The organism is Streptomyces auratus (assembly GCF_050433025.1).
Taxonomy (GTDB): domain Bacteria; phylum Actinomycetota; class Actinomycetes; order Streptomycetales; family Streptomycetaceae; genus Streptomyces; species Streptomyces sioyaensis.
The window spans coordinates 3,706,219-3,723,688 of the sequence record NZ_JBNGCB010000001.1; the positions used below are offsets into that span (position 1 = coordinate 3,706,219).

20 protein-coding genes are annotated in these 17,470 nt (G+C 69.0%); 2 read left to right on the top strand and 18 right to left on the bottom strand.

All coding sequences use genetic code 11. From position 1 onward, the window contains the following. Positions 1–67: 67 nt before the first annotated feature. From BKA18_RS15910 to BKA18_RS15920, 3 genes are all read right to left on the bottom strand, one after another. The gene (locus tag BKA18_RS15910; protein WP_366047719.1) at positions 68–436 is read right to left on the bottom strand and encodes a holo-ACP synthase; all 369 of its coding nucleotides are present in this window, start codon (positions 434–436) and stop codon (positions 68–70) included. Beyond that, positions 433–2,280 carry a glutamine--fructose-6-phosphate transaminase (isomerizing) gene (gene glmS / locus BKA18_RS15915; RefSeq protein ID WP_366047718.1) on the bottom strand — a complete coding sequence of 616 codons (1,848 nt, stop codon included), beginning with the start codon at positions 2,278–2,280 and terminating at the stop codon, positions 433–435. Before glmS ends, BKA18_RS15910 begins: the two co-directional genes overlap by 4 nt. Positions 2,281–2,361: 81 nt before the next feature. After that, positions 2,362–2,640, bottom strand: coding sequence for a hypothetical protein (locus BKA18_RS15920; RefSeq protein ID WP_040898995.1), 279 nt, complete (start codon positions 2,638–2,640; stop codon positions 2,362–2,364). Between the two features lie 195 nt (positions 2,641–2,835). Between BKA18_RS15920 and coaA the strand changes: the two genes are divergently transcribed. Then, positions 2,836–3,819 (top strand): type I pantothenate kinase, encoded by a 984-nt coding sequence (gene coaA / locus BKA18_RS15925; RefSeq protein WP_006604903.1) that lies wholly within the window; start codon positions 2,836–2,838, stop codon positions 3,817–3,819. A 99-nt stretch (positions 3,820–3,918) separates the two neighbouring features. Here coaA and glmM read toward each other — a convergent pair whose 3' ends face one another. The 4 genes from glmM to BKA18_RS15945 all read right to left on the bottom strand — a co-directional run bounded on the left by glmM (position 3,919) and on the right by BKA18_RS15945 (position 8,384). After that, positions 3,919–5,277, bottom strand: a complete 1,359-nt coding sequence (gene glmM, locus BKA18_RS15930) for a phosphoglucosamine mutase (RefSeq protein WP_366047717.1) — start codon at positions 5,275–5,277, stop codon at positions 3,919–3,921. Between the two features lie 139 nt (positions 5,278–5,416). Next, a complete protein-coding gene (gene rpsI, locus BKA18_RS15935; protein ID WP_093483799.1) occupies positions 5,417–5,920 on the bottom strand; it encodes a 30S ribosomal protein S9 in 504 nt (167 codons plus the stop codon). 44 nt (positions 5,921–5,964) lie between these two features. After that, entirely contained in the window at positions 5,965–6,408 is a 444-nt protein-coding gene (gene rplM, locus BKA18_RS15940) for a 50S ribosomal protein L13 (protein ID WP_006604900.1), read from the bottom strand. Positions 6,409–6,749: 341 nt separating this feature from the next. Beyond that, positions 6,750–8,384: an ABC-F family ATP-binding cassette domain-containing protein gene (locus BKA18_RS15945; RefSeq protein WP_366047716.1), complete on the bottom strand. Its 1,635-nt coding sequence runs from the start codon at positions 8,382–8,384 to the stop codon at positions 6,750–6,752. A gap of 56 nt (positions 8,385–8,440) precedes the next feature. Here BKA18_RS15945 and BKA18_RS15950 point away from each other — a divergent pair, with 56 nt between their 5' ends. Next, positions 8,441–9,316 (top strand): hypothetical protein, encoded by an 876-nt coding sequence (locus tag BKA18_RS15950; protein ID WP_366047715.1) that lies wholly within the window; start codon positions 8,441–8,443, stop codon positions 9,314–9,316. A gap of 52 nt (positions 9,317–9,368) precedes the next feature. Here the strand turns inward: BKA18_RS15950 and truA are convergent, their stop codons facing one another. The 11 genes from truA to secY all read right to left on the bottom strand — a co-directional run bounded on the left by truA (position 9,369) and on the right by secY (position 17,403). After that, positions 9,369–10,223, bottom strand: coding sequence for a tRNA pseudouridine(38-40) synthase TruA (truA, locus tag BKA18_RS15955; protein ID WP_006604897.1), 855 nt, complete (start codon positions 10,221–10,223; stop codon positions 9,369–9,371). A 149-nt stretch (positions 10,224–10,372) separates the two neighbouring features. Beyond that, positions 10,373–10,846 (bottom strand): 50S ribosomal protein L17, encoded by a 474-nt coding sequence (gene rplQ / locus BKA18_RS15960; RefSeq protein ID WP_006604896.1) that lies wholly within the window; start codon positions 10,844–10,846, stop codon positions 10,373–10,375. Between the two features lie 163 nt (positions 10,847–11,009). Beyond that, positions 11,010–12,032 (bottom strand): DNA-directed RNA polymerase subunit alpha, encoded by a 1,023-nt coding sequence (locus tag BKA18_RS15965; RefSeq protein ID WP_003956430.1) that lies wholly within the window; start codon positions 12,030–12,032, stop codon positions 11,010–11,012. 109 nt (positions 12,033–12,141) lie between these two features. Further along, the gene (gene rpsD, locus BKA18_RS15970) at positions 12,142–12,768 is read right to left on the bottom strand and encodes a 30S ribosomal protein S4 (protein ID WP_006604895.1); all 627 of its coding nucleotides are present in this window, start codon (positions 12,766–12,768) and stop codon (positions 12,142–12,144) included. Between the two features lie 27 nt (positions 12,769–12,795). Beyond that, positions 12,796–13,200: a 30S ribosomal protein S11 gene (gene rpsK / locus BKA18_RS15975; protein WP_004571845.1), complete on the bottom strand. Its 405-nt coding sequence runs from the start codon at positions 13,198–13,200 to the stop codon at positions 12,796–12,798. 64 nt (positions 13,201–13,264) lie between these two features. After that, positions 13,265–13,645 (bottom strand): 30S ribosomal protein S13, encoded by a 381-nt coding sequence (gene rpsM, locus BKA18_RS15980; protein ID WP_006604894.1) that lies wholly within the window; start codon positions 13,643–13,645, stop codon positions 13,265–13,267. A 195-nt stretch (positions 13,646–13,840) separates the two neighbouring features. Next, positions 13,841–13,954 carry a 50S ribosomal protein L36 gene (gene rpmJ / locus BKA18_RS15985; protein ID WP_003956441.1) on the bottom strand — a complete coding sequence of 38 codons (114 nt, stop codon included), beginning with the start codon at positions 13,952–13,954 and terminating at the stop codon, positions 13,841–13,843. Positions 13,955–14,014: 60 nt separating this feature from the next. Continuing rightward, positions 14,015–14,236 (bottom strand): translation initiation factor IF-1, encoded by a 222-nt coding sequence (infA, locus tag BKA18_RS15990; RefSeq protein WP_003956442.1) that lies wholly within the window; start codon positions 14,234–14,236, stop codon positions 14,015–14,017. Positions 14,237–14,424: 188 nt separating this feature from the next. Beyond that, on the bottom strand, positions 14,425–15,261 hold the full coding sequence (map, locus tag BKA18_RS15995) for a type I methionyl aminopeptidase (RefSeq protein ID WP_366047714.1): 837 nt from the start codon (positions 15,259–15,261) through the stop codon (positions 14,425–14,427). A 175-nt stretch (positions 15,262–15,436) separates the two neighbouring features. Continuing rightward, complete coding sequence (locus tag BKA18_RS16000) at positions 15,437–16,090, bottom strand: adenylate kinase (RefSeq protein ID WP_006604892.1); 654 nt, start codon at positions 16,088–16,090, stop codon at positions 15,437–15,439. Then, positions 16,090–17,403: a preprotein translocase subunit SecY gene (secY, locus tag BKA18_RS16005; RefSeq protein WP_006604891.1), complete on the bottom strand. Its 1,314-nt coding sequence runs from the start codon at positions 17,401–17,403 to the stop codon at positions 16,090–16,092. The genes BKA18_RS16000 and secY overlap by 1 nt, the downstream gene beginning before the upstream one ends. Positions 17,404–17,470 lie beyond the last annotated feature (67 nt).

Consider the following 17,470-nt stretch of genomic DNA (forward strand, 5'->3'; position numbering starts at 1 on the left):
GCACGAGAGCGGCGCCCGCCCACCGACGAACGGGGGCGGGCGCCACAGCAGGCTCCAGGAGGACGCCCTACGCCTCGGCGACCACCACGGCGGAGGCGACCCCCGCGTCATGGCTCAGCGACACATGCCAGGACCGGACGCCGAGTTCCACGGCGCGCGCCTCGACCGTCCCGCACACCCGCAGCCGCGGCTGCCCGCTGTCCTCGACACACACCTCGACATCGGTCCAGCGCAGCCCGCCCGGTGCCCCGAGCGCCTTGGCCACCGCCTCCTTGGCGGCGAACCGGGCCGCCAGCGAGGCGGTACCGCGGCGCTCCCCGCTCGGCAGGGTCAGCTCCGCGGGGAGAAACAGCCGCCGCGCCAGCTCCGGCGTACGGTCCAGCGCCGCCCCGAAGCGGTCGATCTCGGCGACGTCGATCCCGACCCCGACGATCATTCGACGGTCACCGACTTGGCGAGGTTGCGCGGCTGGTCGACCTCGTTGCCGCGGGCGGTGGCCAGCTCACATGCGAAGACCTGCAACGGCACCGTGGACACCAACGGCTGCAGCAGCACCGGCGTCCGCGGAATCCGCACGAGGTGATCGGCGTACGGCACGACCGTCTCGTCGCCCTCCTCCGCGATCACGATGGTCCGCGCCCCCCGGGCCCGGATCTCCTGAATATTCGACACGATCTTGTCGTGCAGCACCGACCGCCCACGCGGCGACGGCACGACCACCACCACCGGCAGATCCTCCTCGATCAGCGCGATCGGCCCGTGCTTGAGCTCACCGGCCGCGAAGCCCTCCGCGTGCATGTACGCGAGTTCCTTGAGCTTCAGCGCGCCCTCCAGCGCCACCGGATAGCCCACGTGCCGGCCGAGGAAGAGCACCGTGTTCTTGCCGGCGAGGCTGCGCGCCAGCTCCCGTACCGGCTCCATCGTGCCGAGCACCTGCTCGACCTGGGTGCCGATGGCCGCGAGTTCGCGCACCACGGCCCGGATCTCGTCGCCCCACTTCGTGCCCCGCACCTGCGCGAGGTAGAGCGCCACCAGATAGCAGGCCACCAGCTGCGTCAGAAACGCCTTCGTCGACGCCACCGCGACCTCCGGCCCGGCATGCGTGTACAGCACCGCGTCCGACTCCCGCGGGATGGTCGACCCGTTGGTGTTGCAGATGGCCAGCACCTTCGCGCCCTGCTCGCGCGCATGCCGCAGCGCCATCAGGGTGTCCATCGTCTCGCCGGACTGACTGATCGCGATCACCAGCGTGTGCCGGTCCAGAATCGGGTCCCGGTACCGGAATTCGCTCGCCAGCTCCGTCTCACACGGAATCCGCGTCCAGTGCTCGATCGCGTACTTGGCGATCATCCCCGCGTGGTACGCCGTCCCGCACGCCACGATGACGACCTTGTCGACCTCGCGCAGCACCTCCGCCGGAATCCGCACCTCGTCCAGCGACAGCACGCCCGACGCGTCGATCCGCCCCAACAGCGTGTCCGCGACGGCCTTCGGCTGCTCCGCGATCTCCTTCAGCATGAAGTAGTCGTAGCCGCCCTTCTCGGCGGCCGAGGCGTCCCAGTCCACGTGGTACTCGCGGACCTCCGCGGGCGCCCCGTCGAAGTCGGTGACCGTCACGGCCTCCCGGCGCAGCTCCACCACCTGGTCCTGCCCCAGCTCGACGGCCTCCCTCGTATGCGCGATGAACGCCGCCACATCCGAGGCGAGAAACGCCTCGCCGTCCCCGACCCCCACCACCAGCGGCGAGTTCCGGCGCGCCCCGACCACCACATCCGGCTCGTCGGCATGCACCGCGACCAGCGTGAAGGCGCCCTCCAGCCGCCGGCACACCTGCCGCATCGCCTCGGCCAGCTCCCCGCAGGACGAGTAGGCCTCGGCGAGCAGATGCGCCACGACCTCGGTGTCCGTCTCGGACGCCAACTCATGCCCGCGGTCGGTGAGTTCGGCACGCAGCCCGGCGAAGTTCTCGATGATGCCGTTGTGCACGACGGAGACTCGGCCGGCGTTGTCCAGATGCGGATGGGCGTTGGCGTCGGTGGGCCCGCCGTGGGTAGCCCACCGGGTGTGCCCGATACCGGTCGAACCGGCCGGCAGCGGACGGTCCGCCAGCTCCTTCTCCAGATTGGCGAGCTTGCCGGCCTTCTTGGCCGCCGCCAGCCCGCCGTCGGCCAGCACGGCGACACCCGCCGAGTCGTAGCCGCGGTACTCCAGCCGCTTCAGCCCGGCCAGGACGACGTCAAGGGCGCTCTGCCCGCCCACATATCCCACGATTCCGCACATGAAGGCAGCGTACGCTGCGGGCCCGCACGGCCCGCAGCGGCACGTTGCGGCGGGTCACAGCCGGAAGAAACCGGCCCGCTCTCAATACCCCAGTGCTATCCGATCATGCGCCTCACGCACCGTCTCCAGGAACTCCTCGTCCGCCTCCGCGTCCACGCCGTGCCCGGTGACCGGCTCATAGCGCTCCAGGAAGTCGGCGAGGTCCTCGCCCAGATCCTCGTCCGGCAGATCCTCCGCCAACTCGGCGTACACCCGCGCGGCGAAGCAGTCCGACGCGGCCTTCGTTCCCCGGGTACGGACCGCCCCCGCGGTCCTCCCCCACGGCCGCTGTCCCAACAGACCGGCCTTACGCGCTCTCACACGTGCCCCCTTGCATCGTCCACGGCCCTGGGCGGGCGTGTCCCCGCCACCGACCGTACCGGGCAATATCCATTCGGGTACAGACAGTCAGGCGGAGAAGCACCCAAGCCGACCCTGACAGGCACAACCCCACCCGCAGAGCCCAGCGTGCCACCCGGAGATGAACGCAACATGACTGCTGCGCACAATGGGCGCGTGCCCTCGACGACCGATCCGCAGCAACGACGCCGCGCCGAAAGCTCCCCGTACGTCGATCTGACGCGCGCGCAGTGGAGCGCCCTGCGGGAGAAGACCCCGCTGCCCCTGACGGCCGACGAGGTCGAACGGCTGCGGGGGCTCGGCGATGTCATCGACCTCGACGAGGTCCGCGACGTCTATCTCCCGCTGTCCCGGCTCCTCAACCTCTACGTCGGCGCCACCAGCAATCTGCGCGGCGCGCTGAACACCTTCCTCGGCGACGCGGGCGGCGGCCCCCAGACCGGCACCCCCTTCGTCATCGGGGTCGCGGGCAGCGTGGCGGTCGGGAAGTCCACCACCGCCCGGCTGCTGCAGGCGCTGCTGGCGCGCTGGCCCGAGCATCCGCGGGTGGAGCTGGTCACCACCGACGGCTTCCTCTTCCCCAACGCCGAGCTGCACCGCCGCGGTCTGATGTCCCGCAAGGGCTTCCCGGAGTCCTACGACCGGCGGGCGCTGACCCGCTTCGTCGCGGATGTGAAGTCCGGCCGGGCCGAGGTCTCCGCGCCCGTCTACTCCCACCTGATCTACGACATCGTGCCCGGCGAGCGGCTGACCGTACGCCGCCCGGACATCCTCATCGTCGAGGGGCTGAACGTCCTGCAGCCGGCGCTGCCCGGCAAGGACGGCCGCACCCGCCTCGGCCTCGCCGACTTCTTCGACTTCTCCGTCTACGTCGACGCCCGCACCGAGGACATCGAGAAGTGGTACCTGGGCCGCTTCCGCAAGCTGCGCGAGACCGCCTTCCAGAACCCGTTCTCGTACTTCCGCAAGTACACCCAGGTCTCCGAGGACGAGGCCCTCGACTACGCCCGGAAGATGTGGCGGACCATCAACAAGCCCAATCTGCAACAGAATGTGGCCCCGACCCGCGGCCGCGCGAACCTGGTGCTCCGCAAGGGCCCGGACCACAAGGTGCAGCGGTTGTCGCTGCGCAAGCTCTGAAACGACCACCGTCCACACGCTCCGGTCGGCCCGCCACGCGAACGGGCGGGCACCTGACCGCCGTCAGGAACCCGCCCGCCGAAGCGTCCCGCCCCGTGCTCAGCCCAGTGCGGACTTGACCGCGTCGGCCAGCCGTCCGGCCACCGCCCGGGCCTGCTCGATGTCGGCCGCCTCCACCATGACGCGGACCAGCGGCTCCGTGCCGGACGGCCGCAGCAGCACCCGCCCGGTCGCGCCCAGTTCCCGCTCCGCCTCGGTGACCGCCGCGGTCAGCTCGGGAGAGGTGGCCACCCGCGCCCTGTCGACGTCGGGGACGTTGATGAGGATCTGCGGCAGCCGCTCCATGACGCCCGCCAGCTCGGCCAGCGGCCGGCCGGTCGCGGCGACCCGGGCCGCCAGCATCAGACCGGTCAGCGTGCCGTCGCCGGTGGTGGCGTGGTCCAGCACGATCACGTGCCCGGACTGCTCACCGCCCAGCGCGAAGCCGTGCGCCTTCATCTCCTCCAGGACGTACCGGTCGCCGACCGCGGTCTGCACGAGCTCGATGCCCGCGCGCTCCATGGCCAGCTTGAAGCCCAGGTTGGACATGACGGTGGCGACCACGGTGTTCTTGCGCAGCGTGCCGGCCTCGCGCATCCCGAGCGCCAGCACCGCCAGGATCTGGTCCCCGTCGACCTCGTGGCCCTCGCGGTCCACCGCCAGGCAGCGGTCCGCGTCGCCGTCGTGGGCGACGCCCAGGTCGGCGCCGTGCTCGACGACGGCCGCGCGCAGCAGCGCGAGGTGGGTGGAGCCACAGCCGTCGTTGATGTTCAGACCGTCGGGCTCGGTGCCCAGCGTGATGACCTCGGCGCCGGCCCGGGCGAACGCCTCGGGCGAGACCCGCGCCGCCGCGCCGTGCGCACCGTCGATGACGATCTTCAGCCCGTCCAGGCGGTTGGGCAGGACACCGACGAGGTGCGCGACGTAGTTGTCGAAGCCCTCGTCGTAGACGGTGACCCGGCCCACGCCGGCACCGGTCGGCCGCTCCCAGGGCTCACCGGAGCTGTGCGCACGGTAGGTCTGCTCGATGCGGTCCTCCAGCTCGTCGGCGAGCTTGTGGCCGCCGCGGGCGAAGAACTTGATGCCGTTGTCGGGCATCGGGTTGTGGCTGGCGGAGAGCATCACGCCGAGGTCCGCCCCGAGCGAACCGGTCAGATACGCGACCGCCGGGGTCGGCAGCACACCCACCCGCAGCACGTCCACGCCGGCGCTGGCCAGGCCCGCGACGACCGCGGCCTCCAGGAACTCCCCGGACGCGCGTGGATCGCGTCCGACCACCGCCACCGGCCGGTGACCTTCGAAGGTGCCCGCTTCGGCGAGCACATGCGCCGCAGCGACCGACAGACCGAGCGCCAGCTCCGCCGTCAGATCCGCATTGGCGACACCGCGCACACCGTCCGTGCCGAAGAGTCGTCCCACTGGTGTCCTCCGAGTAGATGAGCTTGGACCAGAGTTTTACGTCCAGGTATACGCGTCCGGTCCCGGATAGCCGAACGCCCCGGCAGCACGGAGGTGCCACCGGGGCGTACGCCAAGGGCTGCCTGGAGCAGCCGCGCGGTTAGCGCTTGCTGTACTGCGGCGCCTTGCGGGCCTTCTTCAGACCGGCCTTCTTGCGCTCGACCGCACGGTCGTCACGCTTGAGGAACCCGGCCTTCTTCAGCGCGGCGCGGTTGTTGTCCACGTCCGCCTCGTTCAGCGCACGGGCCACGCCCAGGCGCAGCGCACCGGCCTGGCCGGAGATGCCGCCGCCGGCGATGCGGGCGATGACGTCGTAGCGGTTGTCGAGCTCGAGCACCTTGAAGGGCTCGTTGACTTCCTGCTGGTGCACCTTGTTGGGGAAGTAGCCCTCAAGGGTGCGACCGTTGATCTTCCACTGGCCGGTGCCCGGAACGATCCGGACGCGGGCGATGGCGTTCTTGCGACGGCCCAGGCCGGCCGCCGGCTGCGGGTCGCCGAAGCGGGACGCGAGGGACTCGGAGGTGTACTCCGACTCCACGACCTCGGTCTCGGTGGTGTACTCCTCGACCTCGTCCAGCGGGGTCTCGGGGGTGGTCTCAGCCACGATGCTCCTCAGATTCTCTCTGTCGTCTTAGGGGGTGGCCGGACTTACTGCGCGACCTGGGTGATCTCGAACGGGACCGGCTGCTGCGCAGCGTGCGGGTGCTCGGCGCCCGCGTAGACCTTCAGCTTCGAGAGCATCTGACGGCCGAGGGTGTTCTTGGGGAGCATGCCCTTGATGGCCTTCTCGACGGCCTTCTCAGGGTTCTTGTCGAGCAGCTCGTCGTAGCGGACGGAGCGCAGACCACCCGGGAAGCCGGAGTGCCGGTAGGCCATCTTCTGGGTCCGCTTGTTGCCGGACAGGTGCACCTTGTCGGCGTTGACGATGATGACGAAGTCACCCATGTCAACGTGGGGCGCGTAGACCGGCTTGTGCTTACCCCGCAGGAGGGACGCGGCCTGGGTGGCCAGGCGGCCCAGGACAACGTCCTGCGCGTCAATGATGTGCCACTGGCGCTGGACATCGCCGGGCTTGGGGCTGAACGTACGCACGTCTTAGCCTTTGCTTGTGAGTTGGGGTCTCCCCTGGTCATTAAGACCTTGGGGAAGGGTCCTGTACTGGTCGCCTCGGCTGATCACACAGCAGGGCGGCACTACGGGTGACGCAACCCGATCGTCCGCCGCTGGCCATCGGCCGTTGGGACCGGCGTAAGGGCCCCTCACGTGAGATAGAGCAAGCCAATACGCATAACGAACTGGCAGAATACCGGGCCGTCCCCAGTGGGGTCAAAACACGCCCCGAACCGGCGTACGGTTCCGGACCAGGCACGGGGCCGCGGTCACCGTCGGTATCGCCCGCCCTACGGCGGGCACCCGCCCGCCGGCCGCCCGCGCTACCTCTTCCGCTCCACCCGGCGCTCGTCCCACACCGGCTCGGCGGTCTCCCGCACCAGCCCGTCCGACCCGAACACCAGGAACCGGTCGAAGGCCTTCGCGAACCACCGGTCGTGGGTCACGGCCACCACCGTCCCCTCGTACGCCTCCAGCCCCTCCTGCAGCGCCTCCGCCGACTCCAGGTCCAGGTTGTCCGTCGGCTCGTCGAGCAGGAGGGCGGTGGTGCCGGCCAGCTCCAGCAGCAGGATCTGGAAGCGGGCCTGCTGGCCGCCGGAGAGCCGCTCGAAGCGCTGCTCGGCCTGCTTCTCCAGCTCGTAGCGGCGCAGCGCCGACATGGCCTGGCCCTTGTCCCGGGCGTGCTCGGTCCACAGGATGTCGAGGAGGGTGCGGCCCATCAGCTCGGGGTGGGCGTGCGTCTGGGCGAAGTGGCCGGGGACCACGCGGGCGCCCAGCTTCCAGCTGCCCGTGTGGGCCACCGGACTCTCCGCGTCCCCGGCCAGCAGCCGCAGGAAGTGCGATTTGCCGGAGCCGTTGGAGCCGAGCACCGCGACCCGCTCGCCGTAGAAGATCTCCAGGGAGAACGGCCTCATCAGGCCGGTCAGCTCCAGGTCCTCGCAGGTCACCGCACGTACACCGGTCCGCCCGCCGCGCAGCCGCATCGTGATGTCCTGCTCCCGCGGCGGCTCCGGCGGCGGCCCGGCCTCCTCGAACTTCCGCAGCCGGGTCTGCGCCGCCGCATAGCGCGAGGCCAGCTCATGGCTGACCGAGGCCGCCTGCCGCAGCGAGATCACCAGCTTCTTCAGCTGCGCATGCTTCTCGTCCCAGCGCCGCCGCAGCTCCTCGAAGCGGGCGAAGCGCTCCTTGCGCGCCTCGTGGTACGTGGCGAAGCCTCCGCCGTGCACCCAGACGTCGGAGCCCGCCGGCCCCGGCTCGACGCTGACGATCTTCTCCGCGGCGCGGGCCAGCAGCTCCCGGTCGTGGGAGACGAACAGCACCGTCTTCCGGGTCGCCCGCAGCTGCTCCTCCAGCCAGCGCTTGCCCGGGACGTCCAGATAGTTGTCCGGCTCGTCCAGCAGCAGCACCTCGTCGGTGCCGCGCAGCAGCGACTCCAGCACCAGCCGCTTCTGCTCGCCCCCGGACAGCGTGCGCACCTGCCGCCACTGCGCCTTCTCGTACGGCATCCCCAGCGCCGCCATGGTGCACATGTCCCAGACCGTCTCGGCCTCGTAGCCGCGCGCCTCGGCCCAGTCGCTCAGCGCCTGGGCATAGGCCATCTGCGCGGCCTCGTCGTCGCCCTCGGCGCTCATCATCGCCAACTCGGCGGCGTCCACCGCCGCGGCCGCCTGCGCAATCCGCGGCTGCGCCACCGAAACCAGCAGGTCACGCACCGTACGGTCATCGCGTACGGAGCCCACGAACTGCGGCATCACGCCCAGCCCGCCGCTGACCGTGACCGTCCCGCCGTGCGGCTGCAGCTCCCCCGCGATCAGCCGCAGCAGCGTCGTCTTTCCCGCGCCGTTGGCTCCCACCAGTGCGACCGACGCGCCCTCCCCCACCCGGAAGGACACATCTCCCAGCAGGACCCTCCCGTCCGGCAGGTAGTACTCCAGATGCCCGGCCTCAAGATGTCCCATGAGCGGGATTGTCACCGGTCGTTCGGCATTCCACCAACCCCATTAGGATGCGCGGCATGAGCTTTGGGCAAGGGGGGCCGTTCGACGGCCCCGGGGGTTCTTCGTCGTCCACTCCGGACTGGGGCGCACTCGCCGAGGAGAGTGAGGCACAGGCCCGCCGCAAACGCTGGCTGTGGATCGGCGGCGGCGCACTGGCGACCCTCGCGGTGGCCGGCATCGTCACCGCGGCCGTGCTGTCCAGCGGCGGCGGCTCCGGAGGCGGCGGCGCGACGGCGGCGCCCACGGCGTCCGGCCAGGCCGCGGCGCCGGACGACAAGCCGTCCTTCCCCGACGTGTCGGTGCCGCCCCCGCCGAACCCGCAGGACTACATCTCCGACCCCAAGAAGGACACCGCGCCGCTCACCCCGGCCACCCTCTTCCCGCAGAAGAGCATGGTCGTCGGCGAGCACACCTACCCGCGCACCAGCACCGCCACCACCAAGGACTGCACCGCCGCCGCCCAGGGCGCGCTGGTCTCCTCGCTGTCCCACAACGGCTGCAAGCAGCTGCTGCGTGCCACGTACTCCAAGGGCGGCGTCGCGGTCACCATCGGCGTCGCGGTCTTCGACTCGCCCGCCAGGGCCGCCAAGGTCATGAACGAGGGCAAGCCCAACCTGATGCCGCTGCCCGGCGGGGGTGTCCCCTCGGACTTCTGCCAGGGCACCAAGTGCCGGATGGCGACCAATGCCACCGGCCGCTACGCCTACTTCACCATCGCCGGCTACCTCAACGGCAAGGACGTCACCGGCAGCGAGACCAAGGCCCAGCAGATCGCCCGGGACGGCGGGTCCTATGCGTTCGCGCAGATCACCCAGCGCGGCAAGGACCAGGCCGCGAAGGCCGCCGAGCGGCAGCTGAAGGAAGCCCGGCGGAAGGCCGGCCGGGCCTCCTGACGCCGTTCGCACGGCCCGGCGGCGCCACCGCCGGGCCCGGCAGCCCGCCGCCTCAGCAGCAGCCGGCCCCCGGCAGCGTCCGCTTGTTCCGCGCCTCCTGGTTGCGCGCCATCAGCAGCGCGTCGGCCGGATAGCCGACCTCCTCCAGCGTCAGCCCGTGCGGCCGTACGACATGCACCGCGGAGTCCCGTACGCCCGCGGCCAGCACCTTCCCCGGCCAGTCCGGCGCCCGGTGCCCGTCCCCGACGAACAGCATCGCCCCCACCAGCGACCGCACCATGTTGTGGCAGAAGGCATCCGCCCGCACGGTCGCCGTGATGATCCCGTCCGCGCCCCGCTCCCAGCTGAGCTCCTGGAGGGTGCGGATGGTCGTCGCGCCCTCCCGCCGCTTGCAGTACGCCGCGAAGTCGTGCTCCCCCAGCAGCGGCCGCGACGCCTCGTTCATGGCGTCGACGTCCAGCTCCCAGTCGTGCCACAGCACATGGCTGCGCAGCAGCGGGTCCACTCCCCCGTGGTGGTCGGTCACCCGGTAGGCATAGCGCCGCCAGATCGCCGAGAACCGCGCATTGAAGCCGTACGGCGCCTCAGCGACCCGCCACACCCGCACGTCCTTCGGCAGCCGCCCGGCCAGCCGCCGCAGCAGCTTGTCCGCATGCTCGGCCCACACCTCCGCCGGCAGGTCCACATGCGCGACCTGGCCCCGCGCATGCACCCCCGCATCCGTCCGCCCGGCGACGGTGAGCTCATAGGTCTCCTTGGACCGCGTCACCGTGCGCAGCGCGTCCTCGATCTCCCCCTGCACCGTCCGCCGGCCGCCGGCCTGCTTGGCCCACCCGGAAAACTCCGCTCCGTCGTACGACAGGTCCAGCCGCACCCGTACGAACCCGGGCTCCACTTCGTCACTCACGACAGCAATCCTCCCTCACGCCACGCGCGGGCCGTTCCGCACGGGCACACCGGCCGGGCCCGGGCATCCCGCACCACCGGCAGCACGCCCCGGGCAGACGAAAGCGGGCCCGCCCCGAAGGGCGGACCCGCTCACCGCGAGACGGTGCCTCAGGCGTCCTTGGACTCCTCGGCCGGAGCCTCGGTGGCCTCCGCGGCAGCCTCGGCGTCCTTGGCCGCACGCTTGGTCGCGGCCTCGGCCTCACCGGTGGCCTGCTGGGCCACGGTCAGCGCCTCCACCAGCTCGATGACGGCCATGGGCGCGTTGTCGCCACGGCGGTTACCGATCTTGGTGATACGGGTGTAGCCACCCGGGCGGTTCTCGAACCGCGGGGCGATCTCGGTGAACAGCGTGTGGACGACGCTCTTGTCCGAGATCAGCTGCATGACCTGGCGGCGGTTGTGCAGGTCCGCCTTCTTCGCCTTGGTCACCAGGCGCTCCGCGTACGGACGCAGACGACGGGCCTTGGCCTCGGTCGTCGTGATGCGGCCGTGCTCGAAGAGAGCGGTGGCCAGGTTGCGCAGCATCAGACGCTCGTGCGCGGCGCTGCCGCCCAGACGGGCACCCTTGGCGGGCTTCGGCATTTCTTTCTCCTTGGTATCTGCCCCGGCCGTATCAGGTACCGGGGTCAGGACCCGGTGAGCGGTTGCTCACCGGCAACAACCAGCGCCCCGTAAGGGGCGCGGGGAACTGCGCGACCAGCCACAGCGGCCGCGCAGTCACAATCCGGCTGTCTCGACCGAGCTCTTAGTACTGCTCGGTCTCGACGAACCCGGCGTCCGCGTCATCGTCCGCGCCGAAGGCGTCCGCCGCAGCCGTCGGGTCGAATCCGGGCGGGCTGTCCTTGAGCGCCAGGCCCATGCCGGCCAGCTTCGCCTTGACCTCGTCGATCGACTTCGCACCGAAGTTGCGGATGTCGAGCAGGTCGGCCTCGGAGCGCGCCACGAGCTCACCCACGGAGTGGATGCCCTCACGCTTGAGGCAGTTGTACGAGCGGACCGTGAGCTCCAGCTCCTCGATCGGCAGCGCCAGGTCGGCAGCGAGGGCGGCGTCCGTGGGGGACGGGCCCATGTCGATGCCCTCGGCGTCGATGTTGAGCTCGCGCGCCAGACCGAACAGCTCGACCAGGGTCTTACCGGCGGACGCCATGGCGTCACGCGGGCGCATGGCCTGCTTGGTCTCGACGTCGACGATCAGCTTGTCGAAGTCGGTGCGCTGCTCGACACGGGTCGCCTCGACCTTGTAGGTGACCTTGAGCACCGGCGAGTAGATGGAGTCGACCGGGATACGGCCGATCTCCTGGCCCACCTGCTTGTTCTGGACGGCGGAGACATAGCCGCGACCGCGCTCGACGGTCAGCTCCATCTCCAGCTTGCCCTTGCCGTTGAGGGTCGCGAGGACCAGGTCGGGGTTGTGCACCTCGACACCGGCCGGCGGCGCGATGTCCGCGGCGGTGACCAGACCCGGGCCCTGCTTGCGCAGGTACATCACGACGGGCTCGTCGTGCTCCGAGGAGACGACCAGCTGCTTGATGTTCAGGATGAGGTCGGTGACGTCCTCCTTGACGCCCGGCACGGTGGTGAACTCGTGCAGGACACCGTCGATCCGGATGCTGGTCACGGCAGCACCGGGGATCGAGGAGAGGAGGGTACGACGCAGGGAGTTACCGAGGGTGTAGCCGAAGCCCGGCTCCAGCGGCTCGATCACGAACCGGGAGCGGTATTCGTCGACGACCTCTTCGGTCAACGAGGGACGCTGAGCAATCAGCATGGTGTTTGATCCTTCAGTCGTGGACGCCCGCTATTTGACGCCCGCTGTACTGACAAGGGTACGGGCGGCACGGCGCAAAACGCTCCGTACCGCCCCCACCGGTCAGCTCTTACTTGGAGTAGAGCTCAACGATCAGCTGCTCCTGCACCTGGGTGTCGATCACCTGGCGCTCGGGCATGCTGTGCACGAGAATCCGCAGGTTCGACGGAATCGCTTCCAGCCAGGCCGGAACCGTCTTCTCGCCGGCCTCGGCCTTGGCCACCTCGAAGGGGGTCAGGTTCCGAGAGCCCTCGCGGACCTCGACGATGTCGTTCACGGAAACACGAGCCGACGGGATGTCGGTCTTGCGGCCGTTCACGTTGATGTGTCCGTGACGGACCAGCTGACGGGCGTGGTCGCGGGACTTGGCAAAGCCGGCCCGGTAGACCACGTTGTCGAGGCGGGTCTCAAGGATGCGCAGAAGGTTCTCACCGGTCTTGCCGGTCTTCTGGTTCGCTTCCTTGTAGTAGTTCACGAACTGCTTCTCAAGGACACCGTAGATGCGGCTGCACTTCTGCTTCTCACGAAGCTGGAGCAGGTACTCGCTGTCCTTGGTGCGCCCGCGACCGTGCTCACCCGGGGGGTAAGGACGGATCTCGATCGGGCACTTTGCGCTCTCGCACTTGCTCCCCTTGAGGAAGAGCTTCTGCTTCTCCCGACGGCAACGCTTGCAGTCGGCCCCGGTGTAACGCGCCATTGTCTAGTTGTCTCCTACTTCAGGTGGTCAGACGCGGCGACGCTTGGGCGGGCGGCATCCGTTGTGCGGGGTGGGGGTGACGTCCTGGATCGAACCCACCTCGAGGCCGGTGGCCTGGAGGGAGCGGATCGCGGTCTCACGGCCGGAGCCGGGACCCTTGACGAAGACGTCGACCTTGCGCATGCCGTGCTCCTGCGCGCGGCGGGCGGCCGACTCGGCGGCCATCTGCGCGGCGAAGGGGGTGGACTTGCGCGAGCCCTTGAAGCCGACGTGGCCGGCAGAGGCCCAAGAGATCACGTTGCCCGTGGGGTCCGTGATCGAAACGATCGTGTTGTTGAACGTGCTCTTGATGTGAGCGTGCCCGTGGGCGACGTTCTTCTTCTCCTTGCGGCGCACCTTCTTGGCGCCGGCCGTACGGCCCTTCGGAGGCATTCATTACTCCCGTGGAGGTGGTCGGTCCTACAGCGAAGACCGCTGGTGAGCGTCCTGCTGAGGACTACTTCTTGCCCGGCTTCTTCTTGCCGGCGATCGCGCGACGCGGACCCTTGCGGGTACGGGCGTTCGTGCTGGTGCGCTGACCGTGCACCGGCAGACCGCGGCGGTGACGCAGACCCTGGTAGCAGCCGATCTCGACCTTGCGGCGGATGTCGGCCTGGATCTCGCGACGGAGGTCACCCTCGGTCTTGAGGTTGTTGTCCACGTACTCGCGGATCTTGACGAGGTCTTCCTCGGCCAGGTCGCGAACACGGGTGTCCGGGTTCACGCCGGTGGCGGCGAGAGTCTGCTGCGACAGCGTCCGCCCGATACCGAAGACGTAGGTGAGGGCGACCTCCACGCGCTTTTCGCGCGGGAGATCAACGCCTGCGAGGCGTGCCATTGATGTGGCTCCTGATGGCTATTCGGAGGTCTTCCGCAGCACCGTTCCCGTAAGACTCTTCAGAATTACGAGCCGGGTCCCCGGCCTCCGAGCCGGGGGTGTCGTCCCACGCGAGGATGCGGGGGTCGGGTGACTGCGTATGTACGTATGTGTTGCGTCGCGCGAAAACTGCGAAATGCAGGTGGTCGGCGTGCGTCAGCCCTGGCGCTGCTTGTGGCGCAGGTTGTCGCAGATGACCATGACCCGGCCGTGGCGGCGGATCACCTTGCACTTGTCGCAGATCTTCTTGACGCTCGGCTTGACCTTCATGGGATGTGAGGTTCTCCGGGTCAGTGCCGTCACCCCACGGGAGCGGGGCGCCGACAAGATCTACTTGTAGCGGTAGACGATCCGGCCACGCGTCAGGTCGTAGGGAGAGAGCTCCACGACGACCCGGTCATCCGGGAGGATACGGATGTAGTGCATCCGCATCTTGCCGCTGATGTGCGCGAGGACCTTGTGACCGTTCTGGAGCTCCACCTTGAACATGGCGTTCGGGAGGGACTCGATCACGGTGCCCTCGATTTCGATGGCACCTTGCTTCTTGGCCACGCTTCGCCCTTCGAATCGGCTACCTTGATCGACACGCCCGCACCACGCCCTCGACCAAGAGGGCATACGGATGCACGAGAGTCGACGCGTCAGTCTACGTCAGCGCCTAGGAAAAGACGAATCCTGGATTATTGCCCAGCCGGCGTGATCCTTACGCCACAAGGGCGGCCGACGCCTCGGAACCCGGCTCACGCCAGGGGGTCGGGTGCCGCCGTGATCCCCAGCTCGGCCAGCTTGGCCTTGCCGCCGTCCGGCGCGGTGAGCACCAGCGGGCCGTCCTCGGTCAGCGCGACCGAGTGCTCCCAGTGCGAGGACCAGCTGCCGTCGTTCGACTTGACCGTCCAGTCGTCGTCGAGGACGTGGGTCTTGGCCGTGCCGAGATTGACCATCGGCTCGATCGCGATGCAGAAGCCGGGCACCAGCTTGGGGCCGCGGCCGCGCTTGCGGTCGACGTAGTTCAGCAGATGCGGGTCCATGTGCATCTGCGAGCCGATGCCGTGGCCGCCGTAGTCCTCGACGATGCCGTACTTGCCGCTGGCGGGACGGGGCTGGCGGCGGATGTAGCCCTCGATCGCCTTGGAGATGTCGACCAGCCGGTTACCCTTCGCGACCGCGGCGATACCGGCCCACATGGACTCCTCGGTGACCCGGCTCAGCTCGACCAGCTCCGTCGAGTGACCGGAGCCGACGAAGGCGGTGTACGCGGCGTCGCCGTGCCAGCCGTCGATGATCGCGCCGCAGTCGATGGAGATGATGTCGCCGTCCTGCAGCACCGTCTCGGCGTCCGGGATGCCGTGGACCACGACGTCGTTCACCGAGGTGCAGATCGTCGCCGGGAAGCCGCCGTAACCGAGGAAGTTCGACTTCGCTCCGTGCTCGGCGAGCACCTTGCGGGCCGCGTCGTCCAGGTCCTTGGTCGTGGCGCCCGGCACCGCGACCTCCCGGGTCGCCGCGTGGATGGCGGCGACCACCAGCCCCGCCTCGCGCATCTTCGCGATCTGCTCGGGGGTCTTGATCTCCACCATTACGGCCTTCCTTTGCGGCTGGGCCGCCGCCGCTCCCACGGTGGTGGCCGACCGCCGCTGTGTCTCACTCGATGGTCGCTGCCTACGGTAACCGGTCCGGAGCCGGGCGGCCCGCCCCCGGATACACCGCGGCCGCGGTACCCCGTAAGGGCACCGCGGCCGTGCGGCCTGCTGCTTATGCGCCGCGCTGGAGGGCGTCCATCGCGCGCTTGGTGACCTCTTCGACCTTGCCGAGGGCCGGGATCGTGACGACCAGATCCTGGTCCTTGTAGTAGTCGATGATCGGCTCGGTCTCCGTGTGGTAGACCTCCAGCCGCTTGCGGACGGTCTCCTCACGGTCGTCGTCCCGCTGGTACAGCTCGCCGCCGCAGACGTCACAGACGCCCTCGGCCTTGGGCTTGTTGTACTCGGCGTGGAAGACGTGGCTGGAGTCGTTGCGGCAGATGCGCCGGCCGGCGATCCGCTTGACGACCTCCTCCTCGGGGACCTCCAGGTCCAACACGGCGTCCAGCGTAAGGCCGTTGTTCTTGAGGTACTCGTCCAGCGCCTCGGCCTGGCCGAGGTTGCGCGGGAAGCCGTCGAGGAGGAAACCCTCGGCGGCGTCGGCCTGCTCCATACGGTCCTCGGCCATCCCGATGGTCACCGAGTCGGGGACCAGATTGCCGGCGTCCATGTACGACTTCGCCTCGACACCCAGGGGCGTGCCCTGACTGATGTTGGCGCGGAACAGGTCCCCCGTGGAGATGTGCGGGATCGCGAGGTTCTTGGCAAGGTACGCAGCCTGCGTACCCTTGCCGGCCCCCGGGGGTCCGACGAGGACGATTCGCATCAGCGGAGGAACCCTTCGTAGTTGCGCTGCTGAAGCTGGCTCTCGATCTGCTTCACGGTCTCCAGGCCCACACCCACGATGATGAGGATGCTCGTCCCGCCGAACGGGAAGTTCTGGTTCGCGTTGAAAAGCACCAACGCCACTGTTGGTACGAGCGCGATCAGCCCCAGGTACAGCGAGCCCGGCCACGTGATCCGGTTGAGCACGTAGCTGAGGTACTCGGCCGTCGGGCGACCAGCCCGGATACCCGGGATGAAGCCACCATACTTCTTCATGTTGTCGGCAACTTCTTCGGGGTTGAAGCTGATGGCGACGTAGAAGAAGGCGAAGAACACGATCAGCAGGAAGTACGTAACGATGTAAACCGGGTGGTTTCCCTTGGTGAAGTTGGTGGCGATCCAGGTCGCCCATGCCGCCTTCGACCCGCTGAACTGTGCGACGAGGGCTGGAATGTAGAGCAGCGATGACGCGAAGATGACGGGAATCACACCCGCCTGATTCACCTTGAGCGGGATGTACGTGGACGTACCGCCATAGGACCGGCGGCCGATCATCCGCTTCGCGTACTGCACCGGAATGCGCCGCTGGGCCTGCTCGACGAAGACGACCAGGGCGACCATCGCCAGACCGACCGCGATCACCGCGAAGAACTCGATCCAGCCGTCGGCCAGCTTGCCGGTGAGCTTGATCTGCCACAGGGCGCCCGGGAAGCCGGCGGCGATCGAGATGAACATCAGGATCGACATGCCGTTGCCGATACCGCGGTCGGTGACGAGCTCGCCGAGCCACATGATCAGGCCGGTGCCGGCGGTCATCGTGATGACCATGGTGATGGTGGTGAAGATCGAGTCGCTGGGCACGATCTCACTGGCGACCGGGCAGCTCTGGAACAGCGCACCGCTGCGGGCGGTGGCCACCAGGCCGGTGCCCTGCAGGATGGCGAGCGCCACGGTCAGATAGCGGGTGTACTGGGTGATCTTCGCCTGGCCGGACTGCCCCTCTTTCTTGAGGGCTTCCAGCCGCGGAATCACCACGGTCAGCAGCTGGAGAATGATGCTCGCCGTGATGTACGGCATGATCCCCAGCGCGAAGATCGTGATCTGCAGCAGCGCACCACCGCTGAACATGTTCACCAGGGCGAACAACCCGCTGTTGCCGCCGGCCTGCTTCATGCAGGTCTCGACGTTCGCGTAGTTCACCCCGGGGACCGGGACATGGGCGCCGATCCGGTAGAGCACGATGATGCCCAACGTGAACAGCAGCTTCTTGCGCAGGTCGGGCGTCTTGAACGCTCGGGCGAACGCGGTGAGCACGGTGCCTCCTGCGCCTCCCGCCTTGAATGCGAGAGGTGACGGTCTTGAGGATCGACGAATAGTGAGC